The following is a 19,490-nucleotide window of genomic DNA, read 5'->3' as shown; positions in this document are numbered from 1 at the left end:
ACAAACAGACTTTGAGACATTCTTTAATGATGCTCCCCTCCTAAACCCGTCAAGAACTCTAATAAAGGGAGTTATTTGCGGTGTCAGGGTAGAAGATATAAAAGAGCCGACGATGCAGGAAATTCGATATTTGGATAAGCTGATTGATGAATTGGCAAAAGGCAAATCTATGGATAAAATACTTCGAGAGAAATAATTATAGCTTCGAAATTTCACAAGGATGGATTTCCATGAAACAATTTAGTCTCTGCGCCAAGCAAAGCGACGACTCCATCTGCAGAGTGGACGAAGCTTGGTAAAATAGTGGCAGTAAAAGACTACCTATTCCCAAAGATACCATAGTGGCGGGTCGTCGTCATACCGTTGGTCTTAAATCTGACGGAACGGTGACGGCTGTGGGCCATAATAAATATGGCCAATGTAATGTAAGCTGCTGGTGCAGCATCCAACTGCCCGGCAATTAGTTTTTTGCAGACTCGAGGAGGATATTATATGCAATACGACCCCTATTCTATTAAACTTTAGAAGGAACCCTACAAATTATTTCTTCAACTATCAATAGATGTGAAAAAACATAGCAAAAACATGCGGAGGGAAACTTACATCATACTCGCTTCAAGAACATGATTAAGCAATGTATATTTCAAAATCACTGATAACTGATGAGATAAGCAAAAGAGATTAAGTTAAAGTTTTACGAAGGAATTAACATATATGAACAATACACTGATAGTTTATTATTCACTATTCAAATCCACAGAGAATTTAGCATTGGAAATAGCAGCACAAACCGCTGGAACATTAAGAGAATTGATTCCAGATAAGAATTATTCCTTTGACTATAATACAGCTGCTAAAGAAGTAAGAAATCAGATTTTCCGAGGATTTTGCCCCAAATTAATATCTGGAAATGAACCAATAGACAATTATCAAACAATATTTATAGGCTCACCCAACTGGTTTAAAACATTAGCACCGCCAGTTATGAGTTTCCTTAGACAGCACGACTTTATGGGCAAAACAATAATTCCTTTTTGCACTCATGGCGGTGGTGGATTTGGTCAAATTGAAAACGATATAGCAAAAGAATGCCCAAAATCCACAATCCTACCTGGTTTTGCCGTAAGTGGTAATGTTTCATCGGATGAGGTCGCAAATTGGCTTAAGACATTTGGATATGAAATAAAATAAATTCCTATTTTTAAAGAGATATTATTTACAAAAATACAACTAAAAGCATAATTAATATGTTATGCAATTGTAAGATGCTGAAAAGCAGAGATGATTTCATTTCCAATAAATCCTAAATAACTTCGGAAGCAATAATACAAGGTAGGAGGAGGTGTCCTTCCAATTAATACACCGGCCTCATCAGGACGCAGCTTAGAGTTAATTCCAGGGGCCGGTGGAAGCAAGCAGGTTGCATAGGGGGCAACTGTGTTGTTGCCTAAACAAGAGTCAACTTTACCTTTACTACACAGCTTTAGTATATCTACATAGCTGAAATTTCCCTCCTGAACAATAAACCCCGTTCTTCTAATATAGAGATAAACTTTCTAATGCTTTCGTTCTTATCAAAATCGGAGGTATAAATTGATGTGCTGTCCAAATAGTAATAGGAGTATTAACATAATATGGACACAGATGCTTAATATATAGCATAGTTAATATACTGACCTTTCACACACAATTATCGTCTCTGTTGAATATTATGTTAACATATAGCGCAGGTAATTTATCGAAAAATTAAGTCATGAAAGTATTGTAATAGAGGTGAGGTAATTGGACTATAATCCGTATTTTGAAAACGACTATGATGAGAGGCAAATGGGTAGGGCATGGGTATGATGGGCATTTCAGGTAGTGATTTGCTCTTGATAAACGACATACAAACAGCTGTAATTCTAGAGGTTCAAGCTTTCAACTACTATCAGAGATTAATGGCTATGACTGCAAATGAACAGCAACGGCAAATTATCGCAAGTATCCAGCGAGATGAAATGAGGCATTATCACTGGTTTGCCATGATGTTACGCATGATGGGTGCACAGCAACCGCTAATTCCACCTGGTGAATTACCTGTGAATTTTGTTGAAGGTGTCAGGGAAGCCATCCGTCTTGAATTAGAAGCAGCAGTCTATTATCAGACTATTTTAAATAGGGCAACTGCTCATTTTATTCGTATGCATACCCAGCGTGCGATCTATGATGAACAACGGCATGCAGCCTTGCTTCAATCTATACTGATGAGTTTATAAAGCATAGGTAAAAAGTGTATCCACTAAACGCAGAGAAAGATATGAGATTTTTCTACCACATATCTTTTTCTGTGTTTAATCATAGTTACTGAACTTTACTCATATTGACCATTTTTCTACATTCATCGGCACATTGCCTGCAGGTATCTGCACAGGTTTTACAATGTTGATCTTTAAATATGTCGCATTCTGAAGCACACTTTGTGCAAATATCCGCACAGAGATTACAAATTTCGGTTAAGCTTCCGCTTTGTCTTGAGACATAATGGGCAGTTGTTGAACAAATCTCAGCACAGTCCTGAAGTGTTTTCATACAGTTAGTTCTAGCCTTAACATCTGCCTCCTGTAGACACATATTAAAGCATTCTTCACAAATCTGAGCACATTTCAAGCAAGCGTCTATACAGGATTGATATGGATTCCCATTGGGCATGAGTGACATTGCCGGCATATTTGTTTGTAATTGCATATTTGTTTCCTCCTATAAAAGTGTTTTTTTACACTTTATAGAGTCTGTTTCTTAAGACAAAATATACATTAATTTTATAAGTGGTATGGGACACTTCTGTAAAGCGAACATTTGTTCTTTACAAACAATCCATTATATGGTGCGTTATATATGGAGGTGTTTGGAATGCCGAGAGTTGCGAGGAAGAAGTCCCCGGAATGCTCCTATCATATAATGTGCAGAAGTATAAGTGAGATAGACCTGTTTCAGGATAATGATGATAAAAAGTATTATCTTTCGCTTTTAAAGCGGTATTCAGATAAATATAAATGCAGTATATTCGCATTTTGCCTGATGATAAACCATGTGCACCTGTTTATTAACCCTAAAGGATTTGACATATCAACCTTTATGCACAGCCTTAACAGTGCATATGTAGTTTATTTCAACAGGAAGTATAAAAGGCACGGACATTTGTTCCAGGGGCGTTTTGCAAGTACAATAGTAGATAATAATGTATATGCATTGACTCTGAGTGCATATATCCACAATAATGCAAAGGATATAGAGGGATATGCTGGGAGGGAAGAGGATTATGCTTATTCATCTTATGGCATATATACGGGAAAAAGAAAGGACGCGTACGGCATTATCAACACAACTATGGTATTGGAGTTATTTTCAAAAGACCGTAAGGTGGCTGTAAACAAGTACTATAATTTTGTCAAGTCTATGAAGGATACAGGTATTATGAAAGAGGTAGATGAAAGTATCTGGAATGCATATGTTGAAAATGAGTATAGGAGTGAGAAAAAGTATATTGCGAGGGACATAAAGCCCGAGACGGTAGTAAAGAAAGTATGCAGCATTCTTGGGGAGAATATATCTGCCGGTTTACGGGCAAAGTATAACAACGAAATGACTGATATAAGGGCATTTGTAACATACATAATGAGAGTATTATGCGGGCATACGTATAAAGAAATTTGTGGGTTTATAGGTAACATGTCGTTGTCAGGAATAGTGAAGCTTTCAAACAAAGGGTATAATCTTATCAAGGCACACAAATTATATCAAGATGCCTTTGAATCAATTCTAGCATCAGCTTAATAATTCTCTTAATAATTTGTAGCTAAATAATATGAATAATAAAGCTTTGGATATTACTGCCAAGGCTTAATGTGCTGGGATTAATACGCAGTGCATTTCTTTTGCTGTTTAATATCGTTACAGTTAATAGGCAATATACCTTATTTTGATGTAATGATTATTTTAGTTGCTATAGAATAAAGTGATAAAAAGAAAGATATGTCCCCTATTAGTATGTCATTCCACTATAATGAAAATCAAGCTCTTTTAAAGCGTTTTTGATGTTATTTCTTAATACCTCAGGAGTTATAGAAAGTACCTGTTTCCCATAGGAGATAAAATAGTTTTCGATGAAACGCTCTTCTCCTAGATTGTAAAAGCCATTGATATAAAATCGCTCTCCCTTCTTTTCGAGTTTCATTGACGGATAGCTTTCTTTATAAAATTTGTCTACACCTTTTTGTGTGATTTCAACTCTGAAATCAATCGCATCTATATTTTTGTAGATCAATTCGTCAGTTTTTTTAAATTCTGAGATCTCTTTGGCCACAAATTGGGCGGATTCTTTAACAGACACTATTTTGTCGCAGCGAAATACCAGTGGTTTTTCAGTTTTAAAATTGTAGGCAGTTGAATACCATTGACCGAACGAAGATGAGATATCAAAAAACTGTACAAAATATACCTTAGTTTTAGAATCCTTTATGTATTCTACTTCACACACTTTATTTTCGATTGCAAAAATTAGAATATCTTTCAAACAATGACTTTCGTTAAAATGTTTGATTACTCCCATACTTAGTATGGCTTCCATTTTCCGAAGCTGGAATATTTTTTCGTCAGATAAGCACATTTCAAACTTATTCCTTAGAGCCTTTGTACTTAAATGAAATGGTGTTGTTTGATAGTTACTAAGCGTTAACATTGCAAAATAGAGTGCATACATTTCATCAACGGTGAAAACAATAGGAGACAATAATCGATTAGGTAAGATACCACAAAAACCATTACGACCGGACTGCGAGTAGATAGGCATTCCAATCGCCTCAAGAGATTGTATGTCACGCAAAGCTGTACTTTTTGATATTTGATATTTATCCATGATTTCTTTTAGATTAAAAGTATTTTTGTCGTTAAGATATATCATCAGATCATTCAAACGTTCTGATTTTTTCATAGAAGATCACTCCCTTCTCTTTAAAGGTATCACGATTTGATACCTTTTTCAATTATAATAAATCTATCAACCGAAAAGGAGTTGGAAAAAGATGAACACAGAAAAAGAATTTTATCGAATGATGGCTACACAGGCAGAAATTGCTCTTTCTACAAGTGTTGAGAACATTCCCAATGTAAGACTTGTGAACTTTGTATTTGATGAAGAAAAAAAGACCATTTACTTTTCGACATTTGGCAACAATGATAAAGTAAAAGAATTTGAAGCCAATAATCAAGTCGCATTTACAACAATACCACAAAATAGCAATGAACATGTGAGAGCAAGAGGGGTGGTCAGGAAAAGTGATATGACAATTTTTGATGTAGCAAAATCGTTTACAGAAAAAATTGTTGGTTACGCCGACACAATTGAACAAGTTGGTCAGTTCTTAGTTCTTTATGAAATTAGATTTGATAAAGCGGTTGTTACATTAGACTTTGAGAATACAGATGTTATTCGTTTATAGAAAACGAATACATGTGTAAATGCTTATGTAGCCATGAAAGGAGGAGAAAAATGAAACTGTTCTTGTCATCGTATTTTAAGTGTGTAGCAACCCTCTTTTCTAATTACGCTGAATGCGCCGGGAAAAAGGTTGCTTTCATTCCCACAGCAAGCAATTTTGAAAAAGTTAATTTCTATGTTGAAGCTGATAAAAAAGCACTTGTAAAACTTGGACTTATCGTTGAGGAATTGGATATTTCATCTACTAAACCAGTTGAAATCAGGAATAAGATTGAAGCCTGTGATTATGTTTTTGTTGAGGGAGGCAACACATTTTACCTTTTACAAGAAATAAAGCGCTCAGGTGCAGACAAAATGATTTTGGAGCATATTCAAAAAAACAAAATATATATAGGAGCATCAGCAGGCTCAATGATTATGTCAAAAAGTATTGAATATGCAAAACACATGGATGACCCTACTCGCGCCTTGGAATTGAATGGGGATTATTCTTCGCTCGGGGTTGTAAATTTCTATATTGTACCTCATTATACAAATGTACCTTTTAAAAAAGCTGCAGATAGAATTATCAAAGAATACTCGGATTATGTACCTCTATATCCTATTAGTAATAATCAGGCAGTTGTTGTGGATGGGGATAGAATTGAGGTTATTACGGTGTAAACCCCTAAGTAAAATATACCTAATAAAATGAAAATAAGGGGATTATATGCCTAACATACACATCAACAATGAATATGACACCTTAAAGACTGTAGTTCTGGGTATTGCCGATAAATTGTATTTCCCAGGGGCGCATGCTATTGAAATGGAGGACGAAAGCGCGTGGTGGAAAAAAATACTCAATCGTATGATTTACAGTACTTTGGAACGTAAAAGAGTTCCAGCTTTTCTTGAGAAAAAGTTTCAAAAGGAACTTAGAGATGTTGAGGAAGTGTTGAAATCCCAAGGAGTTAAGGTTCTCCGTCTGAACGAAGTTACCCCGCAGGAAGATGAACCAGCCGGTTTAGGACAAATGTATGCAAGGGACGCGGTCTTCTGCGTCGGCAATTACATGATTGCTGGAAATCTGCAAATTGAAATGAGGAGAAAGGAACTGCGTGGTTATGAAAAGATATTGAAAGAGTATGACAAAGGTACATGTGTGCAGCGAATTGACCCACATAATTCCGCTTTTTTAGAAGGCGGGGATGTATTGATAGATCATCCTTACATATTTGTCGGCATTGGAAAGTATGCCAGCAATATGGAGGGAGTAAAGTGGCTACAGAAGCTCTTAGGCAGCAAAGTCCAGGTGATTCCGGTGCACTTGCAAAATGAGGGGATTCTGCATTTAGATTGCTGCATGACTATTATTGGGGAGAAAACCGGCATTATCCATCGACTTTCTCTGGAAGATTCACTGCCCTACCCGTTGAACACATACGATTTCATAGAGGTAGACAGCAAGGTACGCTACGAGATGGGGACGAACGTTCTTGTGCTGGCAACGGGGAAGATTGTCGTTCAAAAGCGCCACAAGCGCTTGCAAGAAGAATTGAAACGCAGGGGATACCAAGTTTTTCCGGTAGATTTCACATGGCATGCACGCTTGGATGGGGCGTTTCGCTGTGCCACTTGCCCTGTTTTAAGAGAAAGTACTCCAGTATAAAGGTAAGAAAAGGCTGTTTTCTTAAGAGAATTGATAAACTCTCCAATGAGGTAAAAGGAATTCTGATGACGAATTGTGGATTGAAGGGCAAAAAACGGGCTAAAAATTGCATTTTTTGCCTCGCTTTTTGTCCACTTTTATAGATGGCATATTGGATTTCTGATGGGTTATGGACGGCTCTTTGGAAGGGAGCCATTGTAAAGTTTATTGTGCGCTGATTGTATCCACAATCGACATGTTATGAATACGCTTTGCCGGGCCTTGTACCGCAAGAACTGAAGTTAAAATTACGATGGCAACCATTATTCCGATCACATCAAACGGGATATACCATGGATCGCCCCAACGAGATGTAATCATTTTTTCAAACAATAGCTTGTGCAAAGGCAATCCAACTACACAGCCGACGATACTACCAGAAATTGAATAAGCAGCCGCTTCTGCTGTCACCATTTTAATGAGCTGACGGTTGCTCATACCGATTGCCCGCATGGCGCCATACTGTTTTACTCGAGCCGAAACGCTCATAGCAATGCTATTTACAATATTAAAAACGGTAATCAAGGCAATAATTATTAAGAAGCCATATATAAACAACCCAAATGAGTAATACACTCCTCTTGCTTCACTGTTGCTTAGACGCCGATCGGAAAAATTAGTGTCTGAACCGGCAAGCGAACGGATATCATTTACATCTTCGTCTGTCGCATCTTGAGAAAGCTGTATATCAATGATGGTATAGTCATTATTGCCAGTCAGCTGTTGAAAAGTGTTTTCAGAGCAAATAACAGTATCTACACCTACCACATGGTCGAACGGGCTGGTGGATAGCATACCTGCGACATTGATTTTTTTTTGCCCAACTCCAGAACTTAATGCGATAGTATCACCGACATGAAGTGTGCTTTCTGAATCATAGACAATCAAAACTTCATTATCTTTCTGCTGCACATCATCAAGAGACCCTTCCAGTAAGTCATCTTTTGCCCATTGAAACTGATTATTCTCGTAAGAAATCATATTGATGACTTTGTTTTGCCCGGTGCCTTTCACAGGAACATTATATGCAAACATCCGCCCATATGCCCGCTTAACTTTCGGATTATCCTGTAATTTCTGAATCAGACTGTTATCTACTGAGCAGGTGTTGTCCTTGCTTACAATGGAAAGATCCGGTATCCATGGTTTTAAGGGCTTGACTGCATGACGCATAAAATCAACCGCCGTAGAAAAGCATAGAAACAGTATAATACTAAGGGCAAATGAACCAATCATTAAAAAGAGATTTTTTTTGCTTGATTTTGCATGGTGGATGCCAAGAGCTATATCTACTTTGAAAAAAGCCGTTTTTGCAGCTGTGCTTACTGGCTGAACAGAATATGCATTTCCTGAAACAGCTGCCATTGGAGATACACGGGCTGCCTTTTTCGCGGGAGCTCTTGCAGCTAAGAGCACCGTAAGGATGCCTACTGCAATACCGGACAGAATACTGATCCAACTGATTCCAAAGGTTGGCATTTCAGCAAAGTAACCAGGACTGAAAAATTTCAGAAGTGCGCATAGTATCCAGACAACCACAATTCCCATACCCAGACCGATAGGTATTGCTGTTTTGCACCATTGAAGGGCTTCTTTTCGTACAAACCGCATAATCTGCCTTTTGGTGGCTCCCAGACAGCACATCATGCCAAAAAACTCTGTTCTCTGCAAGACATTGCTGTTCAAGCTGCTTGCAATCATCAAAACCCCGGCCAGCAGCACTATGATAAATAGGACGCCAGCGACACTATATAGTTGAAACATATAGCTGTTATTGCTTTGTCCAAGTACTGCAAGAAGATTGCCATTCTGTAAAGCTTGTTTATCGGTCAACTGAAATTGCTGTGTAATATCAAAAATCACTTTTTGCATATTGCAATACGTGGAAAGCTGCAACATATAATAACTTGTATACATCTTTGCTGGAACAACGGAGCGAAAACCTTCAGTTGTAAATAGTATGGCATATGCATCTTGCCTTAACAGTTTTGAAGTACCCTCTACGAAGCCGGCAACAGAAAGCTGTATTGGCTCAGTACCCAAATGTTCCAGTGTGATAGTATCCCCTACGTTAATACTCAAACCGCTTTTTGCATTTTCCGTTAACACGACCTCATTAATCTTTGTTGGATAGCTCCCCTCTACTACCTTTGAAGGGAACATATCTTCAAATACATATTTGTCCAGCCCGCCAACACTGACGGCTTTTCCCGAAACTGTGCATTGGTCTTTTCCTTCGAGATAAGCATACCACCCGGATGACTTGACTTCCGGACGGGAGGCGATCATCGTCGCGGTCTGCTCGTCAACTCCGGCAAACATAACGTGCCAATTGCCGCTGCCCTTGATTGCTTGTAACTGTTGGCTGCGCATTTCCATATCGGCCATACCGAAAATAGCCGTGACAAGGAACACTGCAAGGACAATACATATCCGTGTCATCTTATTTTGTTTTTTTCGGACCTTTGCAGAAATGGGGATTAAGTCAAGGTAGCTTTTCATTCACGAATCCCTCCCAGGTCAGCAAGAACACCGTCTGTTACACGAAGTACGCGGTCCACAGAGGAGGTAAGGTTTATGTTGTGAGTAATCATCAAGATTGTCTGTTGGTAATGACGGGATGCTTTCATCAGCAAATCCATGACATCATGGCTGTTCTTCGTGTCTAGGTTTCCAGTTGGTTCATCAGCTAATATTAGTTTGGGTTTTGTAATCAGCGCACGGCCGATTGCCGCACGTTGCTGCTGCCCGCCGGAAAGTTGGCTGGGCAAATGCCTGCGACGATCTGTCAGACCGAGAACCTCTAAAATCTCATTGACTGCATACACATCAGGCTTCTGGTAATCCAGGAGCAGCGGAAAAATAATATTTTGCTCCACAGTCAACTCCGGGACCAATTGGAAGGACTGAAACACAAAGCCGATGTTTTTACGCCGGAAGACAGTACGTTTTTGTTCTTTCATGGAAAATAAATCCTCACTATCGAGGTAGACCTTACCGGAAGTCGGGTTGTCCAAGCCGCCTATACAATTCAATAGCGTACTTTTTCCTGAACCCGATTCACCAACCACTGCTGCAAATTCGCCTTTTTCCATGGAAAAGGAAACATCTTTCAAGGCGTTAACCTGTGTTTCTCCTTTGCCGTAGGACTTATATAGGTTTTCAACTTTTAATATTTCCATAGTTTTGTACCCCCTTTCGTAAAGAATATCAGATACAGCTTACAATAAGGTGAATAGCAGCTTACGATTCTGTAAGAAACGAGATGGTAAAAGCTGTGCCGACATTTGGAGTACTCTGAACAGATAAGATCCCCCCTTGTCCCTCTACAATGGCTTTTGCCAATGACAGTCCAAGACCGACCCCTTGTGTATCTGAAGATTTTTTGCTCCGATAAAACCGTTTGAAAATATGGTGAACATCACCTTGATCAATACCTGTTCCATCGTCCGCAACCGTAATACGCGTCATAGCAGGAGAGCGCTCCCATGAAATGTGAACGTGTCCGCCGGGACTAGTATGATCTAAGGCGTTTTTGACGATATTCCCAACAGCCTCACTTGTCCATTGTAAATCGCAGGTGATTTGATCATCCAAATGTCCGCTTACTGTAAGTCGTTTTTCTTCACAAGAGGCGCGGATTGTTAACTCTTCAGTAGCCTGTGCAACTATTTCCGAAAGTAGATAAGGAGCTTTTTCAAATTTGATGCTTCTGGCATCAAGGCGTGTAATTTTCAAAAGCGACTGTATCAGTTGCTCCATACGCCCAAGAGCTACTGATGCTTTCTTTGAAAATTCTAGTATGGTAGCAGGATTATTAGGTTCTTCAGAAATAATCTCATTGTACATATTGAGTGCAGTCAGCGGTGTTTTTAGCTGATGTGATATATCAGCAATCGAATCTTTAAGAAACTCCTTAGCCTTATGCTCCGCTTCTCCTTTTGCCTGCAATGCAGCGGCAAGGTTATCAACAGAAGCAAATAGCTGATAGAGTGTACCATCTTCCGTCCGCGGCAAATGTACTGAGAAATTGCCTTCTGTAAATTGAAGAATGACTTTAGCCGCCTGACGGTATAAAAGGTCTCTTTTTACGAGAAAAGCTGCGCATACGGAGAGGAGCATTCCGATAAAGACCAGTGTGCCAAACATCATATATTCAACAGTGGTATCTTTAAAGCCAATAACAGCTGGCAGAAAACGTGCGGAAGTTTTTTCTGTATAACCGAGCTGAATAAGTAATTTTTTCCCTTGCCCATCGTCTTCTGTATTAGCTATGGCGGAAGCTATCTTATCAGGTGATACGCCTTGCTTTAAAAGTGAGTTGGCAACCGCGCTGTCATGCAATAACATCATTTCTTTTGCGGCCTGTATCTGCCTGATGCAGAATAAACTGCCAAAACCAAGCAAAAAAATTGAAAGTGCGATCAGACAGAGGAAAAAGTGCCGGGACTGTCTTTCTCTCAGGATGCTCATACAGACACCTCTTTCCATTGATATCCAAAACCCCTTATCGTTATCAAGCGCTCAGGATGTGATGGATCATTTTCTACCTTTTCACGCAGACGTCGAATGTAAACGGATAATGTATTATCATCTACAAAATCTCCTGTTCCATCCCACAGTTCATCTAAGATTGCTTTCCGTGTTATGACATGCCCGGCATTGCGTACTAGTAAACAAAACAATCGGTATTCGGCGCTTGTTAATTCTAAAAGATTACCATTCAGAAAGACGCGGCAGCCAGGCAGATCAATCGAAACATCCCCGATTTCGAGTGTAGCTGTACCTGATGCTTTTGTAACACCGGCACGACGTAGCAGCGCCCTCATACGAGAGCAAAGCTCACCCAACTTAAAAGGCTTCGTAATATAGTCATCCCCACCGCTGTCTAAACCGCGAATGATATTTACTTCTTCATCAGAAGCCGTTAAAAAAATAATGGGAATCGTATTGCCTCGCTTACGCACCTGTTCACATACCATAAATCCTGTACCATCCGGCAAGGTGACATCAAGCAGCAATAAACTGTATTCATTTTTTGATATTAAAGCTACGGCTTCATTCACTGTATGAGCAATTTCAAGTTCGAATCCGTTTTTTGTCAAAGAATATTGCAGACCCTCAATTAAGTTTATATCATCTTCCAAAAGTAAAACTTTATTTTCCATAAATATTGCTCCTTGTTTCTCATTTATATACAGGTTTCTCTGCACTGTCGGGCACCAGCCACAAAATTCCCTTATTAATTGCACCAATAATACGACCTGAAGAGCAGTAGTAATTTGCCATACGCGCAGCTCCATTGTAATATCACCTTTAGCTTTTTCTTTTAGTATATTTCGAGATTTTGAAATATACAAGTGTATAAGTACTTGAAATTTCTTTTACAAATACAAGTTAATAATGGCAGGTAATCACGATTAACCGCTCGTTTAAACATTGAATCCGTTAGAAAGGATACAGAGGATAGTGCATTTTCGGCCTGTTTTTTTGGGGGCATATTATAGATGACATTAGGGTATTCTTTGAATACATGCTTGAATTTTTCATATATGGACAATAAAATAGTAATAATGAGTCCTTTTATGAAGCATGTTGGCAAATAGGAATTTATTGAAGGGACAATTACAATAAAAATACCCATTATGAAGAGAACGAGGCGAATGTACTATGTGGCAATGTCCGAAATGCGGACGTGAGTTCAAAAACCAGAACCAGGACCACTTCTGCGGCGAGCCGCCGAAAACGATTGACGCATATATCGCTGCACAACCTGAGAGTGTTCAGCCACTTTTGAATCAGGTGCGGGATACAATCCGTGCCGTACTGCCAGACGCACAGGAACGTATTTCGTGGAGTATGCCGACTTACTGGAGCAAGCATAACATCATTCATTTCGCGGCATTCAAAAAGCACATCGGGTTGTATCCCGGCGATAAAGCTATCGAGAATTTCGGCGACCTTTTGACGGAGTACAAGACAAGCAAAGGTGCGGTGCAGTTACCATATAATAAGCCACTCCCTTTGAAATTGATTGCAGAGATTGCGAAATGGTGCTATGAAACGGGGAATCACCACTGAGTGGAGGATGCACGGTATATTCTCTTTCCTGCTCGGGCAAGGTACTCGTACATTACGGCATAATATTAGTACCGCCGTCAGCACGTATCTTTTTTCCACTGAAGATCATCACCTACCACCAAGGAGAAACGTTTCTTTGAAAACGCGCAGATGAATGATATTAAACGCGCTGCTGTCTTCTTCAAGCTCATCCGCTATAGCTACGGAAGCGGCTGTAACAGCCATGGTTGTCAGCCCTTCGATATCCGAAGACTTTCCAGCTCACCTGGCAGAGCAGCCGGAGACTGAAAGATACCCATAGAAAACAAGGACTTTGAGGTTTTATTCCGGCAGCACGGCCGGGAAAATGCCCTTATCTACTGCGACTCGCCCTATTATCAAATGGATTTGAATGGTCCGATGATTTTGCGCCAAGAATCAGACCTGCACTATGGAATATAGAAGCTGAATTGAAGCCGGACGGGTGTGATTGTTTGGCATACTATAAAAAATCCAAACGACAAACCCTCCAGTATACCACCACCCCTAAATAGTGATGGTATACTGATTTTGTTAATAGAAGAGTATAAGGAGATGTTAGATAACATGTTCATTAAGATCAAAGGCGCAAAAGAAAATAATTTAAAGAACATTGATGTGCAGATTCCGAAAAACAAGCTTATAGTATTCACCGGATTGTCCGGCAGCGGCAAATCAACGCTGGCGCTTGAAACCCTGCAACGGGAGTGCCAGAGGCAGTATATGGAATCCATGGGCATGACCATGGATATCGGAAGTAAGCCGAAGGTTGATTGCATTGAGGGATTGTCACCGGCTATATCAATCAATCAGCATCAAACAAACAATAATCCCCGTTCGACAGTAGGTACTGTTACTGAAATTTCCGCATATCTCCGGGTATTGTTTGCCAAGCTGGGTGAAAGACCGTGTCCGCACTGCGGTAAGATTATTACTCAGAGCTACAGTGATACAGCAGCAGCTGTTTATTCTGAAATGCCGGATCAGGAAACGGATAATATTGAAATATTTGAGCAGACGCTTCCTTGCCCCCATTGCGGTAAGCAGGTTGTAGAACTGACAGCCAGTCACTTTTCCTTCAACAAGCCTCAAGGGGCCTGTCCGGTATGCCGTGGAATCGGAGTCGTGAACTCACCGGATGTCAGCCTTCTAATCGATCATTCCAAAAGTATCCGGGAATTTGCTGTCTCAGGATGGGATCAGATGTATATCGACAGATACGGTGCTTCAGTGCTCCAGGCTGCCAGGTATTATGGTTTTGAAATGGATATTGATACACCTGTCGGCAGATATAATGAAGTCCAGATGGAGCTGCTTCTATACGGTGTTTTAAGTCAACAGTTTAAGAAGCGTTTCCCCGATATTGCTCCGCCTAAAACCGTACCCGAAGGTAGATTTGAAGGAATTGTTACAAGCCTTATGCGCAGGTATACGGAAAACAGTTCCGCAAGCGCAAGACAGAAGATTGAGAAATATTTAGTACGTCAGGAATGTCCTGAGTGCCATGGGATACGCTTCAGGGCGGAAACACTTGAAGTAAAGGTTGGGGGTATCAATATAAGGGAGCTCTTGTCTATGTCCCTCACCAGTGTCAGCGAATGGTTGAAAATGCTTAATGCTTCAGCAGCACCGGAAGCATGGGATATTGTCAGGCAGGTTGTTGTTGATTTAGATAGCAGAATTGACCGGATTATTGATGCAGGTGCCGGATATTTAAGCCTTGACCAACCGGCTTCTTCCTTGTCGGCAGGTGAATGGCAGCGTATCAAGCTGGCCTCTGTTCTGGGAAGCGGTCTGACCGGTGTGCTGTATGTGCTGGATGAGCCGACATCCGGTCTTCATTCCAGAGATACCGAAAGAATAATCGAGGTTTTAAAGCGTCTGCGTGATATGGGGAATACGGTCATTGTTATTGAGCATGATGTAGAAGTCATGAAAGCGGCGGATTATATCATCGATTTCGGCCCCGGAGCGGGCAAGAATGGCGGGAAAATCGTAGCCTGCGGCGGCGTTCAGGAAATCATCGGCTGCGATGCCTCCATAACAGGAAAATATCTTCAGAACAGCTTTTATCAGCCAAAGCGTAATAAGCTTCCGGGCGGCGAAGGCTATATAAGCATCAGGGATGCAGCTGTTAACAATCTGAAAAATATAAACGTAGATATCCCCCTTGGCAGGTTTGTTACAGTGACCGGTGTCTCAGGCAGCGGCAAATCAAGCCTGATTTTTGGACACCTGGCAGAGGCGGCCGAGATCTATTTTCATCAGACGAAAAAAAACAGAAAGCCTGATATTTCAGGCTTGGATAAGCTTACAGCCGCAGTTATCATAAACCAGCAATCCATTGGGCGCTCCAACCGCTCCAATGCGGCAACGTATACAGATCTTTTTACTGATATCCGTGATTTATTTGCCTCCATGCCCGAAACAAAAGCAAGAGGTCTTACAGCAAAGCATTTTTCCTATAATGTACCCGGCGGAAGATGTGAAAAATGTCAGGGAACCGGAAGGCTATCCATATCCATGCACTTTTTGCCGGATGTGGAGGTTGTCTGTCCTGTCTGTCGTGGAAAGCGATATCAGAAACCTGTTCTGGATATCAAATACAGTGGATACAATATCTCAGACGTTCTGGAACTAAGTATTGATGAAGCAGTAAAGCTGTTTTCGGAAGAGGAAAATATCGTTGTAAAATTGCAGATCCTTCAAGACGTAGGGCTGGGGTATCTGGGTCTTGGACAATCTACGGCAACCTTATCCGGCGGAGAAGCGCAGAGACTGAAGCTGGCAAAGGAGCTTTCGGCAGGAGCCGGTGGAAGAGTACTGTATCTGTTTGATGAGCCGACTACCGGTCTTCATCCCCACGACGCAGGCAGACTGGTTACTGTATTTGACAGATTGGTGAAGCTTGGGAACAGCGTAGTTGTGATCGAACACAATGCAGAAATGATACTGGAATCAGACTGGGTGATCGATCTCGGCCCGGAAGGCGGAAACGAAGGCGGCGAAATTGTTGCCCAGGGATCACCGGAGGAAATTATGAAAAATTCCTGCTCTCATACCGGTAAGGTCCTGTCTAGTCTCTATTGCAAGCTTTAAGTATTTACTGTGAGACAAAGTAACGTATAATGAATTATAGAAGTGATAGGAAGGGAGGCAGTTTGATGAAAACCTATAAAACAGCTCAGATAGCAAAGATGATAGGTGTTCACCCAAATACCATACGGTTTTATGAGGAGATGCGGCTGCTTCCTGTTATACCGAGAACTGAGAGTGGTTATCGCATTTTTAACGACAGACATCTTGAACAGCTCCATCTGCTTCGCACTGCCTTCCGCGCTGAAATTATCAGCGACAGGTTAAGGCAGGAAGTCTATGAAATCGTGAAAAAGGCGGCTGCGGATGATATTTGCGGGGCATACCAAAGCACACAGGGGTACCTGGAACATCTTCGGGAAGAAAAGGCAAGGGCTGAAGAAGCAATACGCATCGCACTGGATATCATTGAGAACAATGCAAAGTCAGATGAAACTGTTGTGTTCTGCGGCAGACTTGAGGTCGCTGAATTTCTAGGCATCACTATAGACGTTTTGCGTGATTGGGAAAGAAATGGCTTGCTTTTTGTACCGCGCAGTTCCAACGGATACAGAAAATATGGACTAAAAGAAATGAACCGGCTGAAAATAATCCGAACTCTTCGCAATGCACATTATTCCATGATGTCTATACTGCGTATGCTGAATCGCCTGGATCAGGGAGACAGGAATATACGTGAGGTTATTGATACGCCCGGTGAAGAGGAAGATATCGTATGCGCAGCAGACAGATATATTACAGCACTTAGCATGGCTGAAAAGGATGCACTGGCCATGACAGAAATGCTTGAATTAATGACAAAAAGAAAGGAAGACCTTTAGGCAGTAAACCATGGGGAATATGCTTACAGTATCCAGAATTGTGCTGGAGTAATGCTGATGCAACTAAATAAATTAAAGCAAACCTTCCAGTATACCACCAGTTTTTAAACTGGTGGTATACTTTTTTTCGGGAAAGTATAAGCCAAGATGAATTGTACATTTACAGGATGCCGCAATGAACATGAAAAACTTATATGGTGTTTTCATTATTCAATAATGTCAGGAGGAAAATAATGAACGAAATATTATCTTATGAATCAAAGTACCTTGATATGATTATGGAGAAACTAAAGGAATCTTTAACTGAATTGAATGCTACAGTTTCAAAATATGAAGATGAGTTTAAAAAATCAATGAAATACCTCTGGGAAAACAGAAGCGGAATGGATAAAATGGAGATTTTCTCCAACGAAAAGTCAGTTTCCCAAATTGTTAATTCCGGTGAATTAACAATGAAACGAAGGACAACAATTGAAAAGCTGATTGATTCACCCTATTTTGCCAGGGTTGATTTCATTCATAAAAATGAGGAGGAATCGGAACCGTTCTACATCGGAAGGTTTTCATATGTTGATAAAAGAGGCAATATGCTTATATACGACTGGCGTGCACCAATATCAAGCTTGTATTATGATTTCGAGCTTGGACATGCGTTTTATGAAGCTCCGGTTGGGCTTATAGAAGGCGAAATGACATTGAAAAGGCAGTATAAAATAAAAAACAGCCTCATGGAATATGCCCTGGAAAGCTCGATCAGCATAAATGATGAGGTGCTTCAAAAAGAATTGAGCCATACCTCAGATCAGAAAATGAAGAATATCGTTGCAACAATTCAAAAAGAACAGAATCAGATTATCCGAAATGAAGATGCAGATGTTTTGGTAATTCAGGGAGTAGCCGGATCTGGTAAGACATCCATTGCCCTGCATAGGGTAGCGTACTTTTTGTACAAGTATAAAGAACGGTTATCGGCTCAGAATATTATGATTATTTCTCCCAACAAGGTGTTTGCTGACTATATCTCAAACGTACTGCCGGAGTTAGGTGAAGAGCCTGTGACGGAAAGCAGCTATGAGGACATTGCCTTTGAATTGCTGAACCATTCAATCGATTTTGAGAGCTTTGCAGAACAAGTTGAAACAACACTTGAAGAAAATGATAAGAATCTGGCGGAAAGAATTAAGTTTAAGTCCTCCTTGGAGTTTTTATCTCTTTTGGATCAGTATCTTGATTATACCGATGAAAAGTGTTTCTGTCCTTGTGATTGCATTTTTGGTAAATTTACGGTACAAAAGGGTTTTGTCAAAACAAGATATCATGCGCTTAGATCAAAGCCGGTTCTTCAAAGAATGGAAGAAATTGCAGAGAATATAATTGAAAGAATGAAGTTAGAAGGCGGTTCAGGACAAAAGATTCCCGGGAGAAAAGAAGTTCAAAAAAAGCTCGCTGCAATGCTTAAATTTACAAGCATATTGGAATTCTATACCGGTTTTTTTGAATTCATCGGAAGGCCAGATTTGTTTACAATGAAAAGCGGCAACAAATTAGAGGCGTCGGATGTATACCCGTATCTCTATTTAAAAATATATTTCGAAGGAATAGAAGAATATGATGGTATTAAGCATGCCGTGATTGATGAAATGCAGGATTACACGCCAGTTCAGTATGCCGTTATTAAAAAGCTGTTTCGCTGCAGAAAAACTATTTTAGGTGATTTTGGACAGTCAGTTAATCCTTACAACTCCATTTCAAAGTTATCCTTCATGGAGCTTTATGAAAATACAAAATTTGTTGAGTTAACAAAAAGCTATCGTTCCACCTTTGAAATCATAAAATTTGCTCAAAAAATACAGAATCACAATATAGATCCTGTTGAACGTCATGGGGATGAACCGCAGATCAAGAAATGCAGAGACAGGCTTTCGGAATTGGCGGAGATATACAGTATTCTGGAGGAGTTTGAGAGAAGTGCATATTCATCAATTGGAATCATATGCAGAACAAATAGTCAGGCAGAAGAGCTCTATAAGGAATTGAGCCAGAAGCATGAAATTAGTTTATTGGATTTTGGCAGCACAAAGTTTTCAAATGGAATTACGATTACCGCAATACATATGGCGAAAGGTCTTGAGTTCGATGAGGTTGTTATTCCTTTCGTAAATTCGGATATTTACCATTCGGAATATGACAGGAGTCTCTTATACATTGCATGTACAAGAGCTATGCATAAACTTACCATAACCTCTCATGGGCAAATTTCCAGACTACTAACCGGGTGCTGATCTATGCACTTGCGAATTTTAAG

Annotated in this window: 18 protein-coding genes and 1 pseudogene; 13 read left to right on the top strand and 6 right to left on the bottom strand. The window is 40.2% G+C overall.

The annotated features are described in order from the left end of the window. The 4 genes from N3I35_19825 to N3I35_19810 form a co-directional block, all read left to right on the top strand. A partial coding sequence (locus N3I35_19825) for a DUF2200 domain-containing protein (protein MCX8132329.1) occupies positions 1-196 on the top strand: 196 nt, incomplete at its 5' end. Positions 197-341: 145 nt separating this feature from the next. Continuing rightward, complete coding sequence (locus N3I35_19820; GenBank protein MCX8132328.1) at positions 342-464, top strand: RCC1 domain-containing protein; 123 nt, start codon at positions 342-344, stop codon at positions 462-464. A 250-nt stretch (positions 465-714) separates the two neighbouring features. Beyond that, positions 715-1,191: a flavodoxin gene (locus N3I35_19815; protein ID MCX8132327.1), complete on the top strand. Its 477-nt coding sequence runs from the start codon at positions 715-717 to the stop codon at positions 1,189-1,191. 653 nt (positions 1,192-1,844) lie between these two features. Further along, the gene (locus N3I35_19810; protein ID MCX8132326.1) at positions 1,845-2,258 is read left to right on the top strand and encodes a ferritin-like domain-containing protein; all 414 of its coding nucleotides are present in this window, start codon (positions 1,845-1,847) and stop codon (positions 2,256-2,258) included. A gap of 85 nt (positions 2,259-2,343) precedes the next feature. Here the strand turns inward: N3I35_19810 and N3I35_19805 are convergent, their stop codons facing one another. Further along, positions 2,344-2,727, bottom strand: a complete 384-nt coding sequence (locus tag N3I35_19805; protein MCX8132325.1) for a four-helix bundle copper-binding protein — start codon at positions 2,725-2,727, stop codon at positions 2,344-2,346. Between the two features lie 165 nt (positions 2,728-2,892). On the opposite strand from N3I35_19805, the gene N3I35_19800 reads away from it, so the two are divergent. After that, on the top strand, positions 2,893-3,816 hold the full coding sequence (locus N3I35_19800; GenBank protein ID MCX8132324.1) for a transposase: 924 nt from the start codon (positions 2,893-2,895) through the stop codon (positions 3,814-3,816). 208 nt (positions 3,817-4,024) lie between these two features. Here N3I35_19800 and N3I35_19795 read toward each other — a convergent pair whose 3' ends face one another. Next, a complete protein-coding gene (locus N3I35_19795) occupies positions 4,025-4,972 on the bottom strand; it encodes a YafY family transcriptional regulator (GenBank protein ID MCX8132323.1) in 948 nt (315 codons plus the stop codon). A gap of 91 nt (positions 4,973-5,063) precedes the next feature. Between N3I35_19795 and N3I35_19790 the strand changes: the two genes are divergently transcribed. The 3 genes from N3I35_19790 to N3I35_19780 are packed head-to-tail and all read left to right on the top strand — an operon-like array spanning position 5,064 to position 7,130. Continuing rightward, positions 5,064-5,480 carry a pyridoxamine 5'-phosphate oxidase family protein gene (locus tag N3I35_19790; protein MCX8132322.1) on the top strand — a complete coding sequence of 139 codons (417 nt, stop codon included), beginning with the start codon at positions 5,064-5,066 and terminating at the stop codon, positions 5,478-5,480. 50 nt (positions 5,481-5,530) lie between these two features. Then, positions 5,531-6,142: a peptidase E gene (locus N3I35_19785; protein ID MCX8132321.1), complete on the top strand. Its 612-nt coding sequence runs from the start codon at positions 5,531-5,533 to the stop codon at positions 6,140-6,142. A gap of 46 nt (positions 6,143-6,188) precedes the next feature. Next, positions 6,189-7,130, top strand: a complete 942-nt coding sequence (locus N3I35_19780) for an arginine deiminase family protein (GenBank protein ID MCX8132320.1) — start codon at positions 6,189-6,191, stop codon at positions 7,128-7,130. 204 nt (positions 7,131-7,334) lie between these two features. Here N3I35_19780 and N3I35_19775 read toward each other — a convergent pair whose 3' ends face one another. The 4 genes from N3I35_19775 to N3I35_19760 all read right to left on the bottom strand — a co-directional run bounded on the left by N3I35_19775 (position 7,335) and on the right by N3I35_19760 (position 12,337). Further along, positions 7,335-9,671: an ABC transporter permease gene (locus N3I35_19775; GenBank protein MCX8132319.1), complete on the bottom strand. Its 2,337-nt coding sequence runs from the start codon at positions 9,669-9,671 to the stop codon at positions 7,335-7,337. After that, positions 9,668-10,351 carry an ABC transporter ATP-binding protein gene (locus tag N3I35_19770; GenBank protein ID MCX8132318.1) on the bottom strand — a complete coding sequence of 228 codons (684 nt, stop codon included), beginning with the start codon at positions 10,349-10,351 and terminating at the stop codon, positions 9,668-9,670. The genes N3I35_19775 and N3I35_19770 overlap by 4 nt, the downstream gene beginning before the upstream one ends. 61 nt (positions 10,352-10,412) lie before the next feature. Continuing rightward, positions 10,413-11,642, bottom strand: coding sequence for a HAMP domain-containing histidine kinase (locus tag N3I35_19765; GenBank protein ID MCX8132317.1), 1,230 nt, complete (start codon positions 11,640-11,642; stop codon positions 10,413-10,415). Then, on the bottom strand, positions 11,639-12,337 hold the full coding sequence (locus N3I35_19760) for a response regulator transcription factor (protein ID MCX8132316.1): 699 nt from the start codon (positions 12,335-12,337) through the stop codon (positions 11,639-11,641). Before N3I35_19760 ends, N3I35_19765 begins: the two co-directional genes overlap by 4 nt. Positions 12,338-12,839: 502 nt before the next feature. On the opposite strand from N3I35_19760, the gene N3I35_19755 reads away from it, so the two are divergent. The 5 genes and pseudogenes from N3I35_19755 (at position 12,840) to N3I35_19735 (ending at position 19,467) form a co-directional block, all read left to right on the top strand. After that, a complete protein-coding gene (locus N3I35_19755; protein MCX8132315.1) occupies positions 12,840-13,250 on the top strand; it encodes a DUF1801 domain-containing protein in 411 nt (136 codons plus the stop codon). 138 nt (positions 13,251-13,388) lie between these two features. Beyond that, positions 13,389-13,667: pseudogene (locus tag N3I35_19750) on the top strand (DNA adenine methylase). A 168-nt stretch (positions 13,668-13,835) separates the two neighbouring features. Next, positions 13,836-16,367, top strand: coding sequence for an excinuclease ABC subunit UvrA (uvrA, locus tag N3I35_19745; GenBank protein MCX8132314.1), 2,532 nt, complete (start codon positions 13,836-13,838; stop codon positions 16,365-16,367). Positions 16,368-16,432: 65 nt separating this feature from the next. Next, on the top strand, positions 16,433-17,185 hold the full coding sequence (locus N3I35_19740) for a MerR family transcriptional regulator (GenBank protein ID MCX8132313.1): 753 nt from the start codon (positions 16,433-16,435) through the stop codon (positions 17,183-17,185). Positions 17,186-17,418: 233 nt separating this feature from the next. Then, positions 17,419-19,467: an AAA family ATPase gene (locus N3I35_19735; protein ID MCX8132312.1), complete on the top strand. Its 2,049-nt coding sequence runs from the start codon at positions 17,419-17,421 to the stop codon at positions 19,465-19,467. Positions 19,468-19,490: the final 23 nt, after the last annotated feature.

The sequence above is a fragment of the Clostridia bacterium genome, from assembly GCA_026414765.1.
In the GTDB taxonomy this organism is placed as follows: domain Bacteria; phylum Bacillota; class Clostridia; order Acetivibrionales; family DSM-27016; genus SKW86.
This window is presented reverse-complemented; position numbering and strand designations above follow the sequence as displayed.

Coding starts and splice junctions, on each gene's coding strand:
- N3I35_19800 (MCX8132324.1), top strand. CDS start 2,893: ATGCCGAGAGTTGCGAGGAAGAAGTCCCCGGAATGCTCCTATCATATA.
- N3I35_19810 (MCX8132326.1), top strand. CDS start 1,845: ATGATGGGCATTTCAGGTAGTGATTTGCTCTTGATAAACGACATACAA.
- N3I35_19735 (MCX8132312.1), top strand. CDS start 17,419: ATGAACGAAATATTATCTTATGAATCAAAGTACCTTGATATGATTATG.
- N3I35_19755 (MCX8132315.1), top strand. CDS start 12,840: ATGTGGCAATGTCCGAAATGCGGACGTGAGTTCAAAAACCAGAACCAG.
- N3I35_19795 (MCX8132323.1), bottom strand. CDS start 4,972: ATGAAAAAATCAGAACGTTTGAATGATCTGATGATATATCTTAACGAC.
- N3I35_19805 (MCX8132325.1), bottom strand. CDS start 2,727: ATGCAATTACAAACAAATATGCCGGCAATGTCACTCATGCCCAATGGG.
- N3I35_19780 (MCX8132320.1), top strand. CDS start 6,189: ATGCCTAACATACACATCAACAATGAATATGACACCTTAAAGACTGTA.
- N3I35_19770 (MCX8132318.1), bottom strand. CDS start 10,351: ATGGAAATATTAAAAGTTGAAAACCTATATAAGTCCTACGGCAAAGGA.
- uvrA (MCX8132314.1), top strand. CDS start 13,836: ATGTTCATTAAGATCAAAGGCGCAAAAGAAAATAATTTAAAGAACATT.
- N3I35_19785 (MCX8132321.1), top strand. CDS start 5,531: ATGAAACTGTTCTTGTCATCGTATTTTAAGTGTGTAGCAACCCTCTTT.
- N3I35_19775 (MCX8132319.1), bottom strand. CDS start 9,671: ATGAAAAGCTACCTTGACTTAATCCCCATTTCTGCAAAGGTCCGAAAA.
- N3I35_19790 (MCX8132322.1), top strand. CDS start 5,064: ATGAACACAGAAAAAGAATTTTATCGAATGATGGCTACACAGGCAGAA.
- N3I35_19760 (MCX8132316.1), bottom strand. CDS start 12,337: ATGGAAAATAAAGTTTTACTTTTGGAAGATGATATAAACTTAATTGAG.
- N3I35_19765 (MCX8132317.1), bottom strand. CDS start 11,642: ATGAGCATCCTGAGAGAAAGACAGTCCCGGCACTTTTTCCTCTGTCTG.
- N3I35_19815 (MCX8132327.1), top strand. CDS start 715: ATGAACAATACACTGATAGTTTATTATTCACTATTCAAATCCACAGAG.
- N3I35_19740 (MCX8132313.1), top strand. CDS start 16,433: ATGAAAACCTATAAAACAGCTCAGATAGCAAAGATGATAGGTGTTCAC.